We start from the raw sequence: 18,997 nt of genomic DNA on the forward strand, positions 1-18,997 counted from the left end.
TTAATTAGCGGCGACCATTTCTGTCACTCTGGATCCAATTGTTGGCGTTCAATCTATCTTGCTTAAAGTTGATCGATAGAGCCAATGCCGATGTACCCAAAGAGATAACAACAGTAGACTGCTACCTAAAATAAAGCTAAGCCAATCGGGATGCTGTTGCCAGACAACAAAATTGACCAATAATCCGGCTGGTACCAACATATTATTCATAATGGCCAAAGTACCAGCATCTACCTGCGTCGCGCCATAATTCCACATAGAGTAGCCAATACCAGAAGCGCCGACTCCCAACCAAATTAAAACACCCCACTGTATTTTTGTGGTGGGTAATTTACTAACATCACCAAATATCATCCAACCGAATAGTGCTATAGTACAGGCTCCGATATAGAACCAAGAAAAGGCTTGCCGCTGTGGAATAGGATAAATTTCCATCATTCTTTTGTAACCCACTTGGCCAATCGTAAAGGAAATATTCGCCAATTGCACATAAAGTAAACCTAGCCAAAAAGATCCGCTCAAATGATCATAACGAATGATAGCAGCACCAATCACTGCCAGCATTGCACTCAACAAATATCCCCAGCGTAGATGCTGCCTTTCCAATAGATCATAAAATAACGTTATATAAAGCGGGGTTAACACTGTAAAGAGTAAAAATTCAACGACGCTAAGATAGTTATATGCCTGAAAAACAAATAGATACATGATGCCTAACTGAAAAGCACCAACTAGAATATAAAGTAAAATAATTTTCAACGACAATCCACGCCAGCGTAGAAAAGGTAAAAAAACCATTGTCGCCAGAGCAACCCGGACTAAAACAGCAAACCAACTATCAACTTGTCCTGCTAAATATTCGCCGATTAAACTAAAAGACGCTGCCCACAGCAGCGTCGTAATAACTAACAATCCCATGGTCTGTCTCTTAGTAGATTAATGCTCTTTATCAATCAACAAAGCTTCCATCAAATCAAGATCTAATAATAGTGTTCGCATGGTTTCATTACTGATCTCTTTCGTTGCACGTAAGTGATATAACTCTGCCCGCTCGGCTCGTAACGCCGTTAAACGAAAACGACGCTCTAAATCTTCTATTAACAAATTATGCTCCATTTCATCCTGACCGGCGGTTCTACGACGCAGATAACCAGTAACACGGGAAGCAACTTCATTAATAACGTCAGGATCTAGCGCTTCTTAAGCATCGGCCGAAAGGCGCTCTTCCATTTTATTTAAGCTGACAATAGCCACTTCCGCCATCGCCGCTTTTGCCATTCGCATCTCATTAATATCTGCCAGTTTGTCACCCACTTTAAAGTTATGCAATAAAAGCGGTAAAGCAAGCACGCCAATAAAAATCGATAGCATAATAACCCCAGCGGCAATAAAAACTAACTGATAGCGAGCGGGAAAAGGGGTACCATCGGTAAGAAATAGCGGTATGGAAAGGACACCTGCCAAGGTGATTGCTCCACGTACTCCAGCAAATGATGCCAACCACAATTCACGATAAGTATAAGAAGCAAATTGTAACGGCCGTTTTTTTAATAACAACCGACTAAATCGCTTCATCAACCATAACCAACTAAACCTTAACAATAATAAAGAGGTATAAATAATGAAAACGGCGACAAATAGCATCCAAGTTTCAACACTAGGATCAAGCTCAGCTTGAATAACAGAGGTTTCCCAGATACCTGGTAACTGTAAGCCAAGCATGATAAAAACTAAGCCATTAAAAACAAACTCCAGCATCGACCAAACATTATCCGATCTTAACCGCATGGCTAGTGGTGCATTGCGAATGACCCCAGCTTTACTGATGGTCATGCCCGAAGCAACAGCCGATAAAATACCAGAAAAACCAATATGTTCAGCAATAAGATATGAGGCAAAAGGTAATAATAACATTAAGATCATCTGGGTTGCCGGATCATCACCACTCCAGCGACTCATAATGCGCAGTGATTTGCTATAAATCCAAGTCACTGCAATGCCTATCAATAAACCACCGACAGCAACTTTAAAAAATTCAAGGGTGACACCAGATACAGTAAAGATCATAGTTCCCATAGCAATGGCGACAGCAAATTTTAGTGCCACCAAGCCGGAGGCATCATTCATCAGTGCTTCACCCTCTAACACACTCATCATCCGCTTCGGTATTCGGCCTCGACCGACAATTGAGGAAAGTGCCACCGCATCAGTAGGGGAAAGAACTGCCGCCAATGCAAAAGCCGCAATAAGCGGGATACCTGGTAACAGCCAATAGATCACGTAACCTATTCCAACTACCGTTACCAATACTAAGCCTAAAACTAGGATAAAAATTTCACGTCCATTTTGAAAAAATTCACGTGTTGGAGTTTTCCAACCATCAACAAATAATAGCGGCGGAATCAACAGAACCAGAAAAAGCTCTGGATCAAAATCAACATGTAAACCAAAATGCGGCCACGCTAACAATGCTCCTATCGCAATTTGCATAATAGGCAACGGTATACGAAACGGAATAACTTTTGTAATAACGCCAGATACTGAAACCACCAAAATCAAAATGAGGATGGTAAAAAATATTTCCATATTATCCTTACTTATAAGTCTGGGTTATAAGCCGAGCAAAGTATTATGCTTAACAGATATTGATATAAAATAAGACTGTGCTAGAGAAAAAATGAACTAACCGTCGTAAAACTACTATATTTCGCCATATTCTATCCTTAACAACAAACTATCAGTGACAATATTTTTGACTTTAAGATTAATCGTATCAGTTAACTTTATATTCCATTTTACGTTGGAATTAACATCAACGTCTATAAACTTAAATAGCTAAGCCACTAATGTAAAAAGCGACTAATATTATTGCGATCAGAACGGTACCAATATTTAATTTACGCCACTCTCCGGCACAAATGCGGCCAATCACTAAGCCAGTAAAACCAAGCATGATACCAGTGACAATATTACAGGTTAAGACAATGAATACTGCACACAGTAAACCGGAAACGGCATCAATGAAGTCATTAAAATCCAGTTGAGCAACATTACTCAGCATTAACAAACCAACATACATCAATGCTGGGGCCGTTGCATAAGACGGTACTAAATAAGATAAAGGGGACAAAAATAAAATTACCAAAAACAACAAGCCAACCACTACCGCAGTTAATCCTGTTTTGCCACCCGCAGCCGTACCCGCTGCCGATTCAATGTAAACTGCTGCTGGTGAAGCGCCAATGACACCGGCAAAAACACTGCTAACTGAATCTGCGGTTAACGCTTTACCACCATCAATAATTTGACCATTTTTGTCCAACAGTTGAGCTTGACCGGCTACTGCACGGATTGTTCCTGTGGCATCAAAAATAGCTGTCATAACCAAGGCAAATAAACTGGGTATAACAACTGTCTGTAATGCGCCAACAATATCCATACTAAACAATAACGATAAACCGTCTTCACCCAGGGTTGGTAATTTAAAGAAACCTTGGTATTTCACTTGCGGATCGAAAATTAAGCCAATAATAGAAATCACAATGATCACCATTAATACCCCACCTGGCGTTTTTCTTCTTTCCAAACCAAAAATAACCGCCAAACCAATCAGTGACATGATCACAGGAAAAGAAGTAAATTGTCCAAGCGCAACCGGCAAACCGGCCTGCTCATTTTTTACCACCAAGCCAATACCATTGGCGGCTATCAAAAGCAAAAACAGCCCGATACCAATTCCTGTCCCCTGAGTAATCCCTTTTGGCATACTGCGTAGAATAAAACTACGTACACCAGTAATGGAAATAAAAGTAAATAAACATCCCATTAAAAAAACGGCACCTAAAGCAACAGGAATGCTCACCTGCTGACTAAGAACCAGACTAAATGCGGTAAATGCGGTTAATGAAATAGCACAACCGATAGCCATCGGTAAATTAGCCCATAACCCCATCAATAATGAGCCAAATCCTGCTACCAGGCAAAAACTGCTGTGGGTGGGAAACCGGCTTGACCTAACATACCAGGTACCACAATAACAGAGTAAACCATGGCCAAAAATGTGGTGAGACCTGCAATAATCTCGCGACGAATTGTTGAGCCTCGTTGCTGTATTTTAAAAAAATGATTTAGTTTGCAATTCGAAGGAGTTTGCCTAGCAGACATGTTGATCCTCTGTTTAGAAATTCAAGATAACTTTCAACTATGAAAGAAAACGATTGCGTCAAAAAAAATAAGCCATTGCAATTATACGCAATCGTTTGGCATCATAAAAAGAAAAAAAGAGATTTTAGAGACGCAATTATCTGGTGATCCTAAGCAAATAATCAAGCATTTTTCACCACAAAGATAATTAGCGCTATTTTATTGTTATGAAAAACCAGGCAATTTTTCTGTTTATTTTTTATGATAAGGAAACAAAAAGTAGCACCCTATTGTAGATAAGATAATGATATTATTTTGTCAGGCAAAAAGATTTTATTGAATGAAATCAACATTGAGTAATTAAAAATATTATTTATCAATATAAAATGTGCTATATCAGGCTTCTATCCCAGCATACTTTTTTCTGCTGTTTAAAGATAAACACCAGTCTATGCCTTCTACATTATGAAGTGATGGTGTTGTCGACAGACGGACTATCAAAATGTGCTGTACATTAATCCATCATCAGCGTCACTTGGTGATCACTGTAATGAGCTTGGTATTGTTGACCATTCCTTAAATAAAGCAAAACTAAACATTTGGGGAGAAATTTACAAATCATATTTTTTTATTTACATTTTTATTATTTTTAATTTTACAAAAAATAATTATAGTAATTTCATTGTCAATTATATGCATTTTTATAAATCCAACTGAAAGACTCCAAATAGGATTAATTATATATGCTTACTCCACCTGCCAGTTACACCACGACAAACACTAATTACTATACAAATTTACCCACTACATCTGCCAGTAGAAATTTGACAGCAGAAGATCTTCTTATTGAAAGTTTAGGTGGGATCGATAATGTGGAAAACAGAAGCTGGGCACAAGAATTACTCGCCAGATATGACTTTCCGCCAAACAGTATTCATAGCCCATTGGAGTTTGCCAGGCATTACATTGAATGGGAGCAAATACCACTATGGGCGGAGCGATATGAAATACCCCCCATTGAAACTCGCGTTTTAGATAAAGCCGGAAATTATCATACCTTATGTTATTTTGCTAATCACACTATCAACGCAGGCTGTGACGGTGAAGTTTATCAAGACCATGATGAAAATTATGTGATAAAAAAATATTATGAAAAATATGACTGTCAACGTGACAGTGATATCGTTAGTATTAGTGACAGTGACAGTGACAGTGACAGTGACAGTGACAGTGACAGTGACAGTGACAGTGATATTAAATCAATTGAAAAATCGATCGCATTTTTTTGTCATTACTATGGTGAAAACACCGCCAAAATTTATCACGATGATGAGCAGAATTTATTTGTCAGGATGAAAAAAATTGCCGGGAAACCATTAAGTCAGGTTGATTCATTTCCAGCAGAAGCAATTGAAAAATTTAATCATATGTTAACTGAGCTGACAGAAAAAAATATTTTTCACTCAGATTTACAAAAAAATAACATTTTGTGGGATAGTGAAACAGGAAAATTCAACCCCATTGATTTTGGTAATGATCCTCGTAATCTATCCAAACTAAGTCAAGAAGATCTTTCTGATGCACTGCAAAATTATGCAAAAGATTGTATTGAATTTATCATGCAGAAAATTGAACCGCCGCCCCCTGGGCCAAATTTATTTTGGCCATGATAGTTAAAATTTGATTTAAAATATTATCAACCTGTTATTAACATTCTCCTCGTCCTAGCAGGACGAGAATATTTATCATAATCAGAATATAACTTATGCAACCAACACGCCATAGGTTTATTCACCAATAAACTGGCTGTTTCATATTATGATTTTTTTTAAAATTTAATTAAATGTAAAATATTTATTTTTATTTCCGACGCGAGTAAAGTCCGCAATTTTAAACCAACAATGTTATTAACATTTATGCTAATATATTTATCGATGATTATTATATTATGCAAACCATTTGAGTATATTATAAACATAAGTCATTGCTGGTCTTAATGACAACGGTATTTATTTAATTAACTAATCTAATTTCATGACAATAATAAATAACAACCCTTTATCCAAAACAGATATAAAAACGCTATTCGGTTTCTTACTGTTTATGTTGATTTACCTGCTGCCAGGTATCTTTGGACATAATCCTTGGAAGCAAGATGAAAATTATAGTTTTGGTATTATACAAACTATGTATGAAACAGGTAATTGGCTGATATCCACTAATGCCGGCCAACCGTTTATGGAAAAACCCCCGCTCTACTATTGGATTGCAACCACTGCTGTCCACCTGTTTTCCTCTTGGTTACCCATGCATGATGCAGCCAGAACGGCCACGCTATTTTTTTCTGCTTTGAGTTTATTTTTTTTGTTTTGTTAGCTCGCCGTTTCTTCTCCGCTGACAGCTTCTCTGATTATCGTATCTGGATAGCATTGGCATTATTTGCTTCAGCGCCGGGTATATTACGTCATAGCCACGATATGTTTACCGATACTGCTTTGATAGCAGGCACTATTATTGGTTTATATGGCTTATTAGGTTTGATTAAGCAGGAAAAAAATCTCTTTTCCACCTTTTGGTTAAGTGCCGGTACCGTTATTACCATGCTATCAAAAGGAGTTTTTATCCCTGGCTTAATTTGGATCTGTTTAATTTTAGCGCCGATTTGTTTAAAAGCTTGTCGCAATAAACACTATTATTCTCTAGCTATTATTGCTGGCTTGCTGTCTTTAATTTTAATTTTACCCTGGCCAATTTTACTTTTTCGTGATAGCCCTGAATTATTTAAAGTTTGGTTCTGGGATAATAATGTTGGCCGTTTTTTGGGTTTTTCAGTTGAACAATTAGGTGCAAAAGCAAAAGCCTTCCGTATCCCTGAAGCAATACTTCTTTTCGCCTTACCATCAGGTATCTTAGCTATTATTTTTATTTTGAAACAACCAATAAAAAATCTAACAGACAATAGGCTTTTTTTACCAACCTGTTTTATATTGCTAGGCGTTATTTTGTTACAAATCTCAGCCTCTGGCCGCGCGTTATATTTATTACCTTTTATCGCACCGATGACATTATTAGCGACCCACTGTTTTTGTCTATTACCATCGCTGTTATATAAAATTGGTTATTACTTCAGCCAAATTTTGTTTTCCCTACTCATCCCTCTGTTATGGATTGGTTACGGGTTATCTTTTTCGACTAAACACCACCAATTGCTGGCAATTTTTAGCCAATGGTTGCCAAGTGGCTATCAGCCGCACTTTTCTTGGATGGCTTTTTTATTTGCGTTAACCATTACGTTGATCTGGTTGTTTAAAAAATGTTTTCTGGCCGACCGGCTGGCTTTAAAAGCGGCTCAAATATGGTGTCTGGGACTCACTGTTATCTGGGGATTAGTCTTTACACTTTTTATCGGCTGGATAGATTACGCCAAAGGTTATCAAAATGTGTTTGCCGATCTAAAACAACATATTGCCAGCGAATTTCTCCCTACCGACTGTATGGTCTCCCATGAAGTGGGGGAATCAGAAGCGCCAATGCTTTACTACTACACCGGAATTTTACATCAATCACAATATCACTATGAAACACCGCCTAATTGCCGGTGGCTGCTCGATCTTTCAAAAGAGGTCAGAGAACCGCCCCCTGGTATGGAAATATTCTGGATCGGCCATCGCCCTGATGAAACAAAAGAGAATTTGGTGCTATATAAGAAGATCGATCGTTGATTAGCCATTGTTATGGTTATGATGGAGAACCGCTATTATCAAATAGCGGTTTTAGGTTGTTGTTGCGTCACACAATGAATACCACCACCGCCAATAGCGATGGTATCAATATTAACAGGGACAATTTTATGGTTGGGAAAACAGTCCGTTAATATTTCTACCGCGGCGCTATCAGCGTTTTGATCGCCAAATTGCGGAATTATCACTGCCTGATGACAAAGATAATAATTAACATAACTGGCAGCAAATTCAGGATAGCGTTGACGGTTAACTCTGACATTTTGCGGCGTATTTAATGTGGTTATATTTTTAATTTTATTCATCGCTATTAAGCTATTTTGATGCTCTCTGGTAACGCGATAATCAAAAGAATAAGTATCGTTTTCCAGACTAATAATAATACTGTTGTCATTAATAAAACGAGCATAAAAATCGATATGGCCATCGGTAATATCATAACCTTTAATACCTTTTAACCAGATAATATCCGTCAATCCTAAATAGGTTTTTAACTGATATTCTATTTGCTGTCGCGTACAATTAGGATTACGATCACTATTTAAGATCGCACTTTCGGTAAATATTCTTACTCCTGAGCCATTAACTTCAATGCTACCACCTTCAAGGTTAATATTTGCTTTAATTAATTGGCTTTCTGCGTAGTTCGCCATAATTGTGGCAACATGACGATCAAAATTATACCGCTGTTTATTGCCCCAACCATTAAAATTAAAATCGATAGCCACCAGCTGCCCCGAACTTTTATCCAACACAAAATTAGCGCCACTATCCCTGATCCAGATATCATTAAGTGGTGCTTTAATATAGTTCACCGAGCTGCCAAGTAAATTCCAGGCAACGGGATAATTTTCAGGCGTAACCAATAAATTAACCGGTTCAAATTCTGCAATTGCTAATGCAATATCGGCTAAATTCTGCTGTAAGCTGGCAATTAATTTTTTTGGCCAAATAGTTGTAGACATGCCAAATGACATCCAAGTGCAAGTATGTGCATGCGATTCGTGCGGGAAATAATACATCTTCACGCTATCCTATTAAAATAGTTTAACAAACAAGTAACTAGCTAAAATAAACCGCTATTTAACGTTAACCGGTGAAAAGCGCTTTATTTCTGGCTTTAAAATAGATAGAGTAATCGGTCTAAAAATTATTGTCTACTTATTTGGAGATCAATATGACTGAACAAACGGAAAAACAGCGCGCTAAGAAAAAACAGATCATTGAGGCAGCTATCCGCTGTTTTGTTGAAAAAGGCTTTCATGCCACTTCAACGGCGGAAATATGTAAAGCCGCTGGAATGAGTCCCGGAAATTTATTTCATTACTATCCAACTAAAAATGCCATTATTGAAGCTATTGCCTTACAAGATCAGGCCGATTTTGCCACACTACTACAAATCGAACAGGTCACCGATTCGACCATCGAAACTGTTATCACGATTATGACCAGACTGATACAACTTTATAATGAACCAACTTATGCCAGACTAAGCCTGGAAATTATTGCTGAAGCCAGTAGAAACCCGGCAATTAACAACACTTTTATTGAAAATGAAAAAATTGTCAGACAACGACTGGTTGATATCCTAAGGCATGGCGTCAGTAATGGCCAAATTGATCCAGAATTACCGATTGAAAATACCGCTTCCTGGCTGATGACCATCGCTGACGGTGCAATCGGTCGTGATCTTATGGAGCCAGAGTTCCATTTAGCTGATCGTTTAGGATCATTTATTTATATAATCAAAAAAATATTGATGCCAATTAAGTAGCGATTAATACCATAATTGTTATGTTGATAAAACCTAATAAAGCATTCGCAAGTGAGGAGATGGCTTCGGTGATATATGAAGTTTAGATGGATATGTTGTTGCTCAATTTAACAGAGCTCTGTAATCAAGGGCAATTTAAAATGTCTGCCGATTAACAACAAATCGCGAGCATCAACAATTCAAACTCCGTTGCATCCAATTACTTTAATTTGTCAGATTTTGGTCACTTTCGTTTCAGTGGTTCACAATAATGACCACTCATATCTTATAGCGCACTTGCAAATTTTTTATTTTATCAAACAGACAGATCAATTTTCCCAGGCACATCAGCAGGGGGTAAAACGGGGCTGTAAGCCCCCGTTCATCATTAATACTGCATGAAATATTGTTGGATTTTGTTTGGATCTTTCGTTTGTGTCAGAGCTAGCATAAGTAACACGCGGGATTTATAGGGACTTAGCGTTCCGGAAGCAACGAAGCCGTATTTGTCATCATTAATTTCGCCATTACGTGCAGTTGCGCCGGAAGGAACACGTGAGGAACGCACCACAACTATGCCTTTTTTACTTGCATCAGATAGCGTATTTAATAGATCATGGGAGATATTGCCATTACCAACGCCCGCACTGACAATGCCCTGATAGCCGTTGGCAATAAAGGCCTTGGCAGGAATGTCAGATGCATTAGCGTAATTGTAGACAATACCCACCTCTGGCAGTTGGGTTAGCTTGCTAACGTCGAACGCTGTTTGGGTAGTGTGCTTTTGCACAGGCGTGCGGGTATAAATGACTTTGCTGTCGGCGATAGCCCCTAAAGCGCCATAATGGATCGACTGAAACACTTCCAAATTCTCCGAGTTCATCTTCGTCACATCCCGAGCATCAAGGATCTTATTATTCATCACGAGCAATACACCTCGCCCGGCGCTAGCCGGTGATGCTGCCGTCAGAATTGCACCATACAAATTTGCCGGTGCGTCAGAGCTGAGCTGAGTAACCGGACGCATTGCCCCCGTCAGCACAACAGGTTTCTCACACTTCACCGTCAGGTTTAGAAAATAGGCAGTTTCTTCAATGGCATCAGTACCGTGAGTAATAACAAAACCATCAGTGTCCTGACACTGCGCGTTTATTTTATTCGCCAGCTTGAGCCATACAGAGGTATCCATATCTTGCGAACGGACATTAACCACCTGTTCGCCTTTAACATTGGCAACCTGTTTTATTTGTGGCACCAGTTCCAAAAGCTTATCGACTTTGATTGTTCCTGGAGTGTAACTGGCTTTGACCGGAGAATCTCCGCTGCCTGCGATAGTCCCGCCGGTTGCCAGGACAGTAATATTGGGTAATACCTGCGCTGCATAAGAGAAAGAAACGCCGATTGTCAGCGCCAAAAAGCTCATTTTCATTTTTACTTTCATTTTATGTACTCCTTAAACAACGAAATTGCCAGCGCATCATACAAGGATGCAAACACAAGGAATGCCTTTTTAGATCAAACAATTAAGTGGAAAATGAGGAGAAACAACGGTTCTGTCACATTAAAAGAATTTGTTTAATAAAATAAAAGTTTGGATAGGGGGATGTAGAAACGCTGTGACTTTAATGCCCTTAAAATTGTGATGAAAAATCATTCATCACAAATCAGCTCCTTGATAGCAAATAGCAAAAAGCCTCGCAAAAGCGAGGCTAATAATTTTTTTAACTTCACACTTGGCGGTAGTGACTCACCGATTCTTTTAACTTCACACTTATCACAAACTTGGCTGATAACCAAAAAGTTCTCAAGTGGATATTACATTTATAAATAAAGGAGAACCCCGAATCACGGGGCTTACAGATTGAAATTTAACAAATAACTCTATGTATTTTTTAAAACGGAATATCATCATCGAAATCGATGGGTGGCTCAGCTGGTGTAGCTGGAGCAGTTTTACCGGAACGGGCAGCAGGCGCTGGCGCGTTACCACTAAACTGTTGAGTTGGTTGTGGCTGTTGCGGCTGTTGTGGTTGCCCCCAACCACCCGCTGGATTATTTTGTGGCATGCCTTCTTGTGAGCCACCACGCGCACCTAACATTTGCATGGTACCACCAATATTCACCACCACTTCGGTAGAGTAGCGATCCTGGCCATTTTGATCTTGCCATTTACGAGTTTGTAGTGAGCCTTCTATATAAACTTGTGAACCTTTACGCAAATATTCACCTGCCACTTCCGCCAGCTTGCCAAAGATCACAACGCGGTGCCATTCTGTTTTTTCCCGCATTTCACCACTTTGCTTATCACGCCAACTTTCAGAGGTTGCCAGAGTAAGATTCGCAACCGCACCACCATTTGGCATATAACGAATTTCAGGATCTTGTCCCAAGTTGCCGATAAGTATGACTTTGTTAATGCCTCTGCTGGCCATTCTCTACTCCTGATGAATTAATTTTTAATATGCTAGTTTAACATGCTAACACGTTATTGAATATGCAAACCAAACCGTTGCCATTGCGCTTTGCGAAACGCCTTAGAAAATTATACTGCAATATTGCTAAATTTTTTCAAGTTTGGCTATTAAATTGCAGAATATGATTCCCTATACTGTACTGTACTGTATATTCATTCAGCCAAAATTGTGTAATAATAAAACGTTTTATTTATTGTTTGAATATGTTCTCATCCGGGATGTGGTATATGGATAACATTGAAGTCAGAGGTGCGCGCACCCATAATTTAAAAAATATCAATTTAATTATTCCTCGCGATAAATTAATTGTTATTACTGGGTTATCAGGTTCAGGAAAATCTTCTCTGGCATTTGATACCCTGTATGCAGAAGGTCAGCGCCGTTATGTTGAGTCACTGTCTGCCTATGCTCGGCAGTTTTTATCCTTAATGGAAAAACCGGATGTTGATCATATTGAAGGGCTGTCACCAGCCATTTCAATTGAACAGAAATCCACTTCACACAATCCACGTTCAACGGTAGGTACCATTACCGAAATCCATGATTATTTACGTTTATTGTTTGCCCGTGTCGGCGAACCCCGCTGTCCAGATCACGATATTCCGTTAGCCGCCCAGACCGTTAGTCAGATGGTTGATAATGTCCTGGCGCTGCCGGAAGGTAAGCGACTAATGTTGCTAGCACCGGTAGTTAAAGAACGTAAAGGTGAACATATCAAGCTACTGGATAATCTGGCAGCCCAAGGTTATATTCGCGCCCGCATTGATGGTGAAGTGTGCGATCTATCCGATCCACCTAAATTAGAACTACATAAAAAACATACCATTGAAGTGGTGGTTGATCGTTTTAAAGTTCGCGCTGACCTGGCACAACGACTAGCTGAATCGTTTGAAACCACGCTTGAGTTATCAGGTGGTACTGCAGTTATCACTGATATGGATGACAACCAGGCAACCGAATTAGTTTTCTCTGCTAATTTTGCCTGCCCTGTCTGCGGTTATAGCATGAGCGAGTTAGAACCGCACCTGTTTTCTTTTAACAATCCAGCGGGTGCCTGTAGTTCCTGTGATGGGCTCGGAGTACAACAATTTTTCGATCCAGAACGCGTGATCCAAAATGAGGAAATTTCTTTAGCTGGCGGGGCAATTCGTGGTTGGGATTGCCGTAATTTTTATTATTTCCAGATGCTACAGTCGTTAGCTAAACACTATAAATTTGATGTTGAAGCCACGTTTAATTCGTTAGAACCATCGATCAAGCAAATGATCTTATATGGCTCCGGCAAAGAAGCGATTGAATTTAAATATCAAAACGATCACGGTGATGTTACTGTCAGATGCCATCCTTTTGAAGGGGTGATCCATAATATGGAGCGTCGCTATAAAGAAACCGAGTCGATGGCGGTGCGCGAGGAGTTGGCAAAATATATCAATAATCGGCCATGTATTGCTTGCCATGGCACCCGCTTACGGCAAGAAGCCCGTTATGTATTTATTGAAAATACCACCCTGCCTGAAATTTCCGATTTTAGTATCGGCCATGCGATGACATTTTTCCAAACATTGCAGCTCAGTGGGCAACGGGCACAAATTGCGGAAAAAATTCTGAAAGAGATTAACGATCGGTTAAAATTTTTGGTCAATGTGGGATTAAATTACCTGTCTCTTTCCCGCTCAGCTGAAACATTATCCGGTGGCGAAGCACAGCGCATTCGGCTGGCAAGCCAAATCGGTGCCGGTTTAGTTGGTGTCATGTATGTATTGGATGAGCCATCAATTGGTTTACATCAACGAGATAATGACCGGTTATTACAGACTCTGCTGCATTTACGTAATTTAGGCAATACGGTTATAGTGGTGGAACATGATGAAGATGCGATCCGTGCTGCCGATCACATTATCGATATCGGCCCAGGCGCCGGCATACATGGAGGACGCATTGTTGCTCAAGGCAACCTGGACGATATTATTAGCAATCCAGATTCATTAACCGGTAAATACCTTAGTGGTGAACGTAAAATCGCCATCCCGCCCAAACGAGTAGCTATCGATGCAGAAAAAACTCTGAAACTGATTGGTGCACAAGGTAATAATCTAAAAAATGTCACGCTGGAGTTGCCTGTTGGCTTATTTACCTGTATTACCGGCGTTTCCGGCTCAGGTAAATCAACTCTAATTGATGATACGTTATTTCCTATTGCTCAGCGTCAATTAAATAAAGCTACTAATGCCACTCCAGCACCTTACACCGATATCGAAGGTTTACAGTATTTCGATAAAGTGATTGATATTGACCAAAGCCCGATTGGCAGAACGCCACGTTCCAACCCAGCCACCTACACTGGCGTATTTACGCCAGTACGTGAATTATTTGCCGGCGTACCCGAGTCTCGTGCGCGGGGTTATACACCAGGAAGGTTTAGTTTTAATGTCAAAGGCGGTCGCTGCGAAGCCTGCCAGGGTGATGGTGTGCTCAAAGTTGAGATGCATTTTCTGCCCGATGTCTATGTTCCCTGTGATCACTGTAAGGGCAAACGCTATAATCGTGAAACGTTAGAGATCAAATATAAAGGTAAAAATATTCACGAAGTATTAGAAATGACCATTGAGGAAGCACGTGAATATTTTGCTGCGGTTCCAACGTTAGCGCGTAAATTGCAAACATTGATCGACGTTGGGCTTTCCTATATTCATTTAGGTCAATCCGCAACAACCTTATCGGGTGGTGAAGCACAACGGGTTAAGTTATCTCGCGAACTTTCCAAACGCGGTACCGGCCAAACGCTCTATATTTTGGATGAACCGACTACCGGTTTACATTTTGCTGATATTCAACAACTGTTGCATGTATTACATCAACTCCGTGATCAGGGCAATACTATTGTGATTATTGAACACAATTTAGATGTGATTAAGACCGCCGACTGGATCGTTGATCTGGGACCTGAAGGCGGTAGTAGTGGTGGTGAGATTTTATTTGCCGGTACACCCGAGCAGATAGTCAAATGTAAGCAATCACATACTGCTCAATTTTTAAAACCGATCCTAAAACGCGGTTACTAATCAGCAGTAATTTCCGCTATCAAAATTGAAAAATAGCCCGGCGCAGCTGCCGGGAACAGTATTGTTGAGCAATAATCAAAGTGCAATATTTGATAATAAGAAATTTTTTTTTATGCTAGTTCCATGCTCATAATCGGTTTGGCTGCTGTTTTTGATGGCATAAATACAAAAATTCTACATCTATTCTATTATTAACAAAAAGTTAACGATAAGAACGAATTTTCAGCAAGAATAATCTTAGGCTGATTCTTACTTCTTCACCTTACTTTTTTATCCACAGTTTCAAGTGTTAAATATAAACAGCGTCTTACTGCACAATTTTAGCAAACGCTATTATTACCGTGTTGCACTATCGCTAATTAAGTTGCTATTAGATTCTGTTAAAACAAAAATTACCTTGTTAAGTAATTGCGTTTTCTGGTCAAAAAATTAATAAATACTTTAGTTAACACCCACCAAAAGAGAGTGAAAAATGAACAATTTTGAAAAGCATGATTTAACTAATTTGGTTGGCAAACATCTCATATATTACTTATGAAAACGGTTGGCAGCATGAAATTTACATAAAAAATGACAGTACCCTTGATTATCGGGTCTGTAGCGGCTTGGCCAGTAACCGATGCGTGAAAGATCAATCTGCCTATATCGTACATGGTTAGGAAATTGAATGTTAATTATTTCTTTTTTTCTGACCTTAATTGCTGATACGGATGACCGATCTCTAGTTTCACCATCAAGTAGTCGCCTGGCTTTTCGTCAACCAGAGGTTTTTTTATACAATAAATTGAATTTAGTTAGATCTTCCCTACGCGGTTTTCCGTAACCATCGCGCCTTTTTGACTATCTTACGGCGCATTTCCAGTAATACTTCTGCTCTGATACCCACCTGTACGCTGTTAAAAATCATCCGGCTCCCACATAATATGCATTGATACGGATCCACATTCGTAAAGTGTTTCATCAGCGACGCAAAGCCCGGTTTATGCGGTTTTTTCTTCACCTGCATACCCAGTGCCGCATAGACTTTCGGCAGCAAAATCCCCCGTTTCCGGTTGGCCAGAAAGCCGTAATACCGCACCATCTTAAAATGCTGTGACGGGATATGGCTGATGTAGCGCAACAACATTGCTTCCTGGCTCAGATATTGGGTGCGGTGCTTTCCCGTCCGGTGATCATAGTAATGATGGACAACAGTGCCGCCGTTATAATGACGCAGTTTTGAGGCTGCAACCGGCGGGCGTTTCAGGTAACGGCCAAGATAATTGACATTTTGTCGGGCATGTTTGGTTTTTTTCGCAAAGTGAATTTTCCAGCGCCGCTGGTACTGTGATTCCAGAAACTGACACCATTCCCGGTAGTCGCGGATATGCACATAGCCGGCAGCAGGTAAATTCAGCCCGCCGTAATTCTCTCGAAGTAACGCGATGACAGCCCGGCGCCAGTACCGCTCTACTACTTTCTTTTTGAAGAAAACCGGTCGCCAGACGTCGTGTTTGCGGCATAATCCGCCGCGGGTCACCGATAAATGGATATGCGGGTGTTGGTTAAGCTGACGCCCGTAAGTATGTAGGGCGACAAACAACCCGATTTCGATATTGAGTTTTTCTGCCCATTTCAGCAGGGTTCGAGCGGCACAGGCAAACAACTGATTCAGTAATGGCCAGTTGTGATTAAATGCCGGCCAGAGTTTATCGGGCATAGTGAAAGTGATGTGCTGCCATTCGCAGTCTGGCAAAATGTGTTGCTGCTCGGCTATCCACTGTTCGGTGGCTTTCATCCCGCAGGCGCTGCAGCCTTTGCTTTTGCAGCTCTGACAGAAATATTTGGTGTGCGGGCAGTCAGGGGAGTCGCAGCAATAACGACGGATACCCATAGCACCGGTGCCACAGGCGAGCATCCGTTCGACGACCAGTTTAGTCCATTCGGGAACGGAAGAGCCGTATTTCATGAGTAACCGGTTCCAGCCGTCATCTATCTGGAAGAGAAGTTTTGCGGGTCGGGGAATATACATACACCGGATTATAACGGGAGGCGGTTACTAAGGACAGCCATTTACTTACAGCGTCTTAGCTCCCGACGCAGGCGGGCTACTGTCCATTCAGTCACTGGGGCGGTGCAACGGAAAAATTTGCAGGACAAAATTAAAGAGTCGATTGATCCCAGATTCCAATTAAAAAAAGCTGAACTGACGAATGACATTGTTATCAATAAATTGAATGTTGCTACTACATCAGTTTCAGTTGTCTTAGACTCCTTAGGATCCGATGTAACTAAAGAGCAGATCGACAAAATCATAAGTAATTCCATAAAACGAAACCAAGTTGAACTCGATGAAATCGACTCTTTGACCAAAACTACCCTGGCTAAACTCGATAAATCCAGAGGTTTCTGGACCGATGAAGGCTAATTGGCTTAATCTGTATTAAATAGATGTTATTGAATAACAAACCTAATCGCACCATTTTATTGACTGAAACTGCAATTCAGTTGCTTGTGACGCTTATTGCGTTAACGAAAACCAAAGGTGCTCAAGATGTAATTTTGATAAAACTTAAGCTGCTATTGCTAACATAATGGCAAAAATTAACGCTTTTAAATTAAAAACGGCCAATTGAATGAGGTGAAAATGAGTTTTTGGAGTGATTTTGCTGATGGCTTCACCAGTGTCTACACAAAATATCTTCCTGGCTTATTTACTGGCGATACCTATTTCCCAGATAACCCGGTTAGAGAAGCCAGAGCGCATGAAATAGCGGTAGATTGCCAAACCTATGCCAGTAAAAATGCACTATTGATTAAGGAGATCCAAAACAATGTTGTTGAATTAAATAATCATCTTAAAGAATTGTACCAAAAAGAAATAAACGATGAAAAAATTAAATTTGAGAAATTCTCTTTTGACACATTAAATTTTGAGATACCAACAATGCTCGCCTCTATCATTACCGCAAATATTGTTTCAGAGTCGATAACTGTTGGTGCAACAAGTTATTTAGTTTCTACAGGAGAAATAGGCGCAGCGGCACTGGTTGAGTTAGTTGGATTACCTGCTTCCTTCGAAATTGCTTCAATGGCAGCATCTGGCGGAGCTACTATCGGGGTTGTACTTGCTATCGGCTCTGTCGTTGGAAAAATTAAACGAGATAAATTACAAAAGGCTATTCATGACGGCTATCAATCTCGATACAAACTTGCGAAAGCAGCCAATATCAATCATTCAATTTCTCAATCGATAAAAGTGATCAATGCCAGTATTTCAGAATTAAAGGAGATCAAGGTGCCTTTTGCCGCAATAGAAGAACACATTTCTGTATTAATAGAAAAACAATTAAACAACATTAACGAAAATAGTCAATCATCGACAATAGTTGAACTACAAAATTTGGATGAAACCGAGGCTCTTGGACAAACGAGGACGGATCTGTTTAAATACCAAAATAATGTCTGTACAGATCTAGCAGTCTGTCACCTTAAGGGAAATTTAAGCTCCCTGCATCAGTCGCTAGATAGACCTACTGCAATTAATTACTCTTTTCCTTTTGTTACACTATTTGTGACTATCACTAGCAGGGTTCTATCACCTTCAGTGATACTTTTTTGCGAAAATTTCAAATCTATTCCATTAAGATAATTCACTATTGCTGCCGCATTTGGATCTTTTAGCTTTTCATCTTTTATGTGTAATGGATGGGTATCACTGGCTTCATTAATATACCCTGTAATAAGCTTTTCCCTAGTCAGGCAAAATACACCGCCACCGGTACAATCTTCTACTAGTTCTTAGCAATTCTTATACTAATATCAATGGACTATTGAATAATTGAA

At 39.9% G+C, this 18,997-nt stretch carries 12 protein-coding genes and 3 pseudogenes; 8 read left to right on the forward strand and 7 right to left on the reverse strand.

The annotated features are described in order from the left end of the window. Window positions 1-48 precede the first annotated feature (48 nt). The 3 genes and pseudogenes from AACL31_RS20550 to AACL31_RS20560 form a co-directional block, all read right to left on the reverse strand. A complete protein-coding gene (locus AACL31_RS20550; protein ID WP_310512338.1) occupies window positions 49-918 on the reverse strand; it encodes a carboxylate/amino acid/amine transporter in 870 nt (289 codons plus the stop codon). 18 nt (window positions 919-936) lie between these two features. Next, window positions 937-2,586, reverse strand: a pseudogene (locus AACL31_RS20555) (Na+/H+ antiporter). Window positions 2,587-2,827: 241 nt separating this feature from the next. Further along, window positions 2,828-4,164: pseudogene (locus AACL31_RS20560) on the reverse strand (NCS2 family permease). A 722-nt stretch (window positions 4,165-4,886) separates the two neighbouring features. On the opposite strand from AACL31_RS20560, the gene AACL31_RS20565 reads away from it, so the two are divergent. From AACL31_RS20565 to AACL31_RS20575, 3 genes are all read left to right on the forward strand, one after another. Continuing rightward, entirely contained in the window at window positions 4,887-5,813 is a 927-nt protein-coding gene (locus AACL31_RS20565; protein ID WP_339053605.1) for a hypothetical protein, read from the forward strand. Between the two features lie 433 nt (window positions 5,814-6,246). Then, a complete protein-coding gene (locus AACL31_RS20570; RefSeq protein WP_339053606.1) occupies window positions 6,247-6,519 on the forward strand; it encodes a hypothetical protein in 273 nt (90 codons plus the stop codon). Next, complete coding sequence (locus tag AACL31_RS20575; protein ID WP_310512335.1) at window positions 6,513-7,865, forward strand: hypothetical protein; 1,353 nt, start codon at window positions 6,513-6,515, stop codon at window positions 7,863-7,865. Before AACL31_RS20570 ends, AACL31_RS20575 begins: the two co-directional genes overlap by 7 nt. Window positions 7,866-7,903: 38 nt before the next feature. Here AACL31_RS20575 and AACL31_RS20580 read toward each other — a convergent pair whose 3' ends face one another. Then, window positions 7,904-8,848 carry an agmatine deiminase family protein gene (locus tag AACL31_RS20580; protein ID WP_339053607.1) on the reverse strand — a complete coding sequence of 315 codons (945 nt, stop codon included), beginning with the start codon at window positions 8,846-8,848 and terminating at the stop codon, window positions 7,904-7,906. A gap of 212 nt (window positions 8,849-9,060) precedes the next feature. Between AACL31_RS20580 and AACL31_RS20585 the strand changes: the two genes are divergently transcribed. Beyond that, window positions 9,061-9,657: a TetR/AcrR family transcriptional regulator gene (locus AACL31_RS20585; protein WP_339053608.1), complete on the forward strand. Its 597-nt coding sequence runs from the start codon at window positions 9,061-9,063 to the stop codon at window positions 9,655-9,657. Window positions 9,658-10,024: 367 nt separating this feature from the next. On the opposite strand, the gene ansB is transcribed toward AACL31_RS20585, so the two are convergent. Both ansB and AACL31_RS20595 read right to left on the reverse strand, forming a co-directional pair. Beyond that, window positions 10,025-11,077, reverse strand: a complete 1,053-nt coding sequence (ansB, locus tag AACL31_RS20590) for an L-asparaginase 2 (RefSeq protein WP_310512332.1) — start codon at window positions 11,075-11,077, stop codon at window positions 10,025-10,027. 451 nt (window positions 11,078-11,528) lie between these two features. Then, complete coding sequence (locus tag AACL31_RS20595; RefSeq protein WP_310512331.1) at window positions 11,529-12,068, reverse strand: single-stranded DNA-binding protein; 540 nt, start codon at window positions 12,066-12,068, stop codon at window positions 11,529-11,531. A gap of 269 nt (window positions 12,069-12,337) precedes the next feature. On the opposite strand from AACL31_RS20595, the gene uvrA reads away from it, so the two are divergent. Continuing rightward, entirely contained in the window at window positions 12,338-15,172 is a 2,835-nt protein-coding gene (uvrA, locus tag AACL31_RS20600; RefSeq protein WP_339053609.1) for an excinuclease ABC subunit UvrA, read from the forward strand. A 472-nt stretch (window positions 15,173-15,644) separates the two neighbouring features. Further along, a pseudogene (locus tag AACL31_RS20605) lies at window positions 15,645-15,822 on the forward strand (phenolic acid decarboxylase); the annotation flags it as partial. Window positions 15,823-15,977: 155 nt separating this feature from the next. Here the strand turns inward: AACL31_RS20605 and AACL31_RS20610 are convergent. Beyond that, window positions 15,978-17,183, reverse strand: coding sequence for an IS91 family transposase (locus AACL31_RS20610; RefSeq protein ID WP_339053442.1), 1,206 nt, complete (start codon window positions 17,181-17,183; stop codon window positions 15,978-15,980). Between the two features lie 102 nt (window positions 17,184-17,285). On the opposite strand from AACL31_RS20610, the gene AACL31_RS20615 reads away from it, so the two are divergent. Both AACL31_RS20615 and AACL31_RS20620 read left to right on the forward strand, forming a co-directional pair. After that, the gene (locus AACL31_RS20615; protein WP_310513161.1) at window positions 17,286-17,579 is read left to right on the forward strand and encodes a hypothetical protein; all 294 of its coding nucleotides are present in this window, start codon (window positions 17,286-17,288) and stop codon (window positions 17,577-17,579) included. Between the two features lie 219 nt (window positions 17,580-17,798). Beyond that, the gene (locus tag AACL31_RS20620; protein WP_310513162.1) at window positions 17,799-18,803 is read left to right on the forward strand and encodes a hypothetical protein; all 1,005 of its coding nucleotides are present in this window, start codon (window positions 17,799-17,801) and stop codon (window positions 18,801-18,803) included. Window positions 18,804-18,997 lie beyond the last annotated feature (194 nt).

This window comes from Arsenophonus endosymbiont of Crataerina pallida, from assembly GCF_964020125.1.
In the GTDB taxonomy this organism is placed as follows: domain Bacteria; phylum Pseudomonadota; class Gammaproteobacteria; order Enterobacterales; family Enterobacteriaceae; genus Arsenophonus; species Arsenophonus nilaparvatae.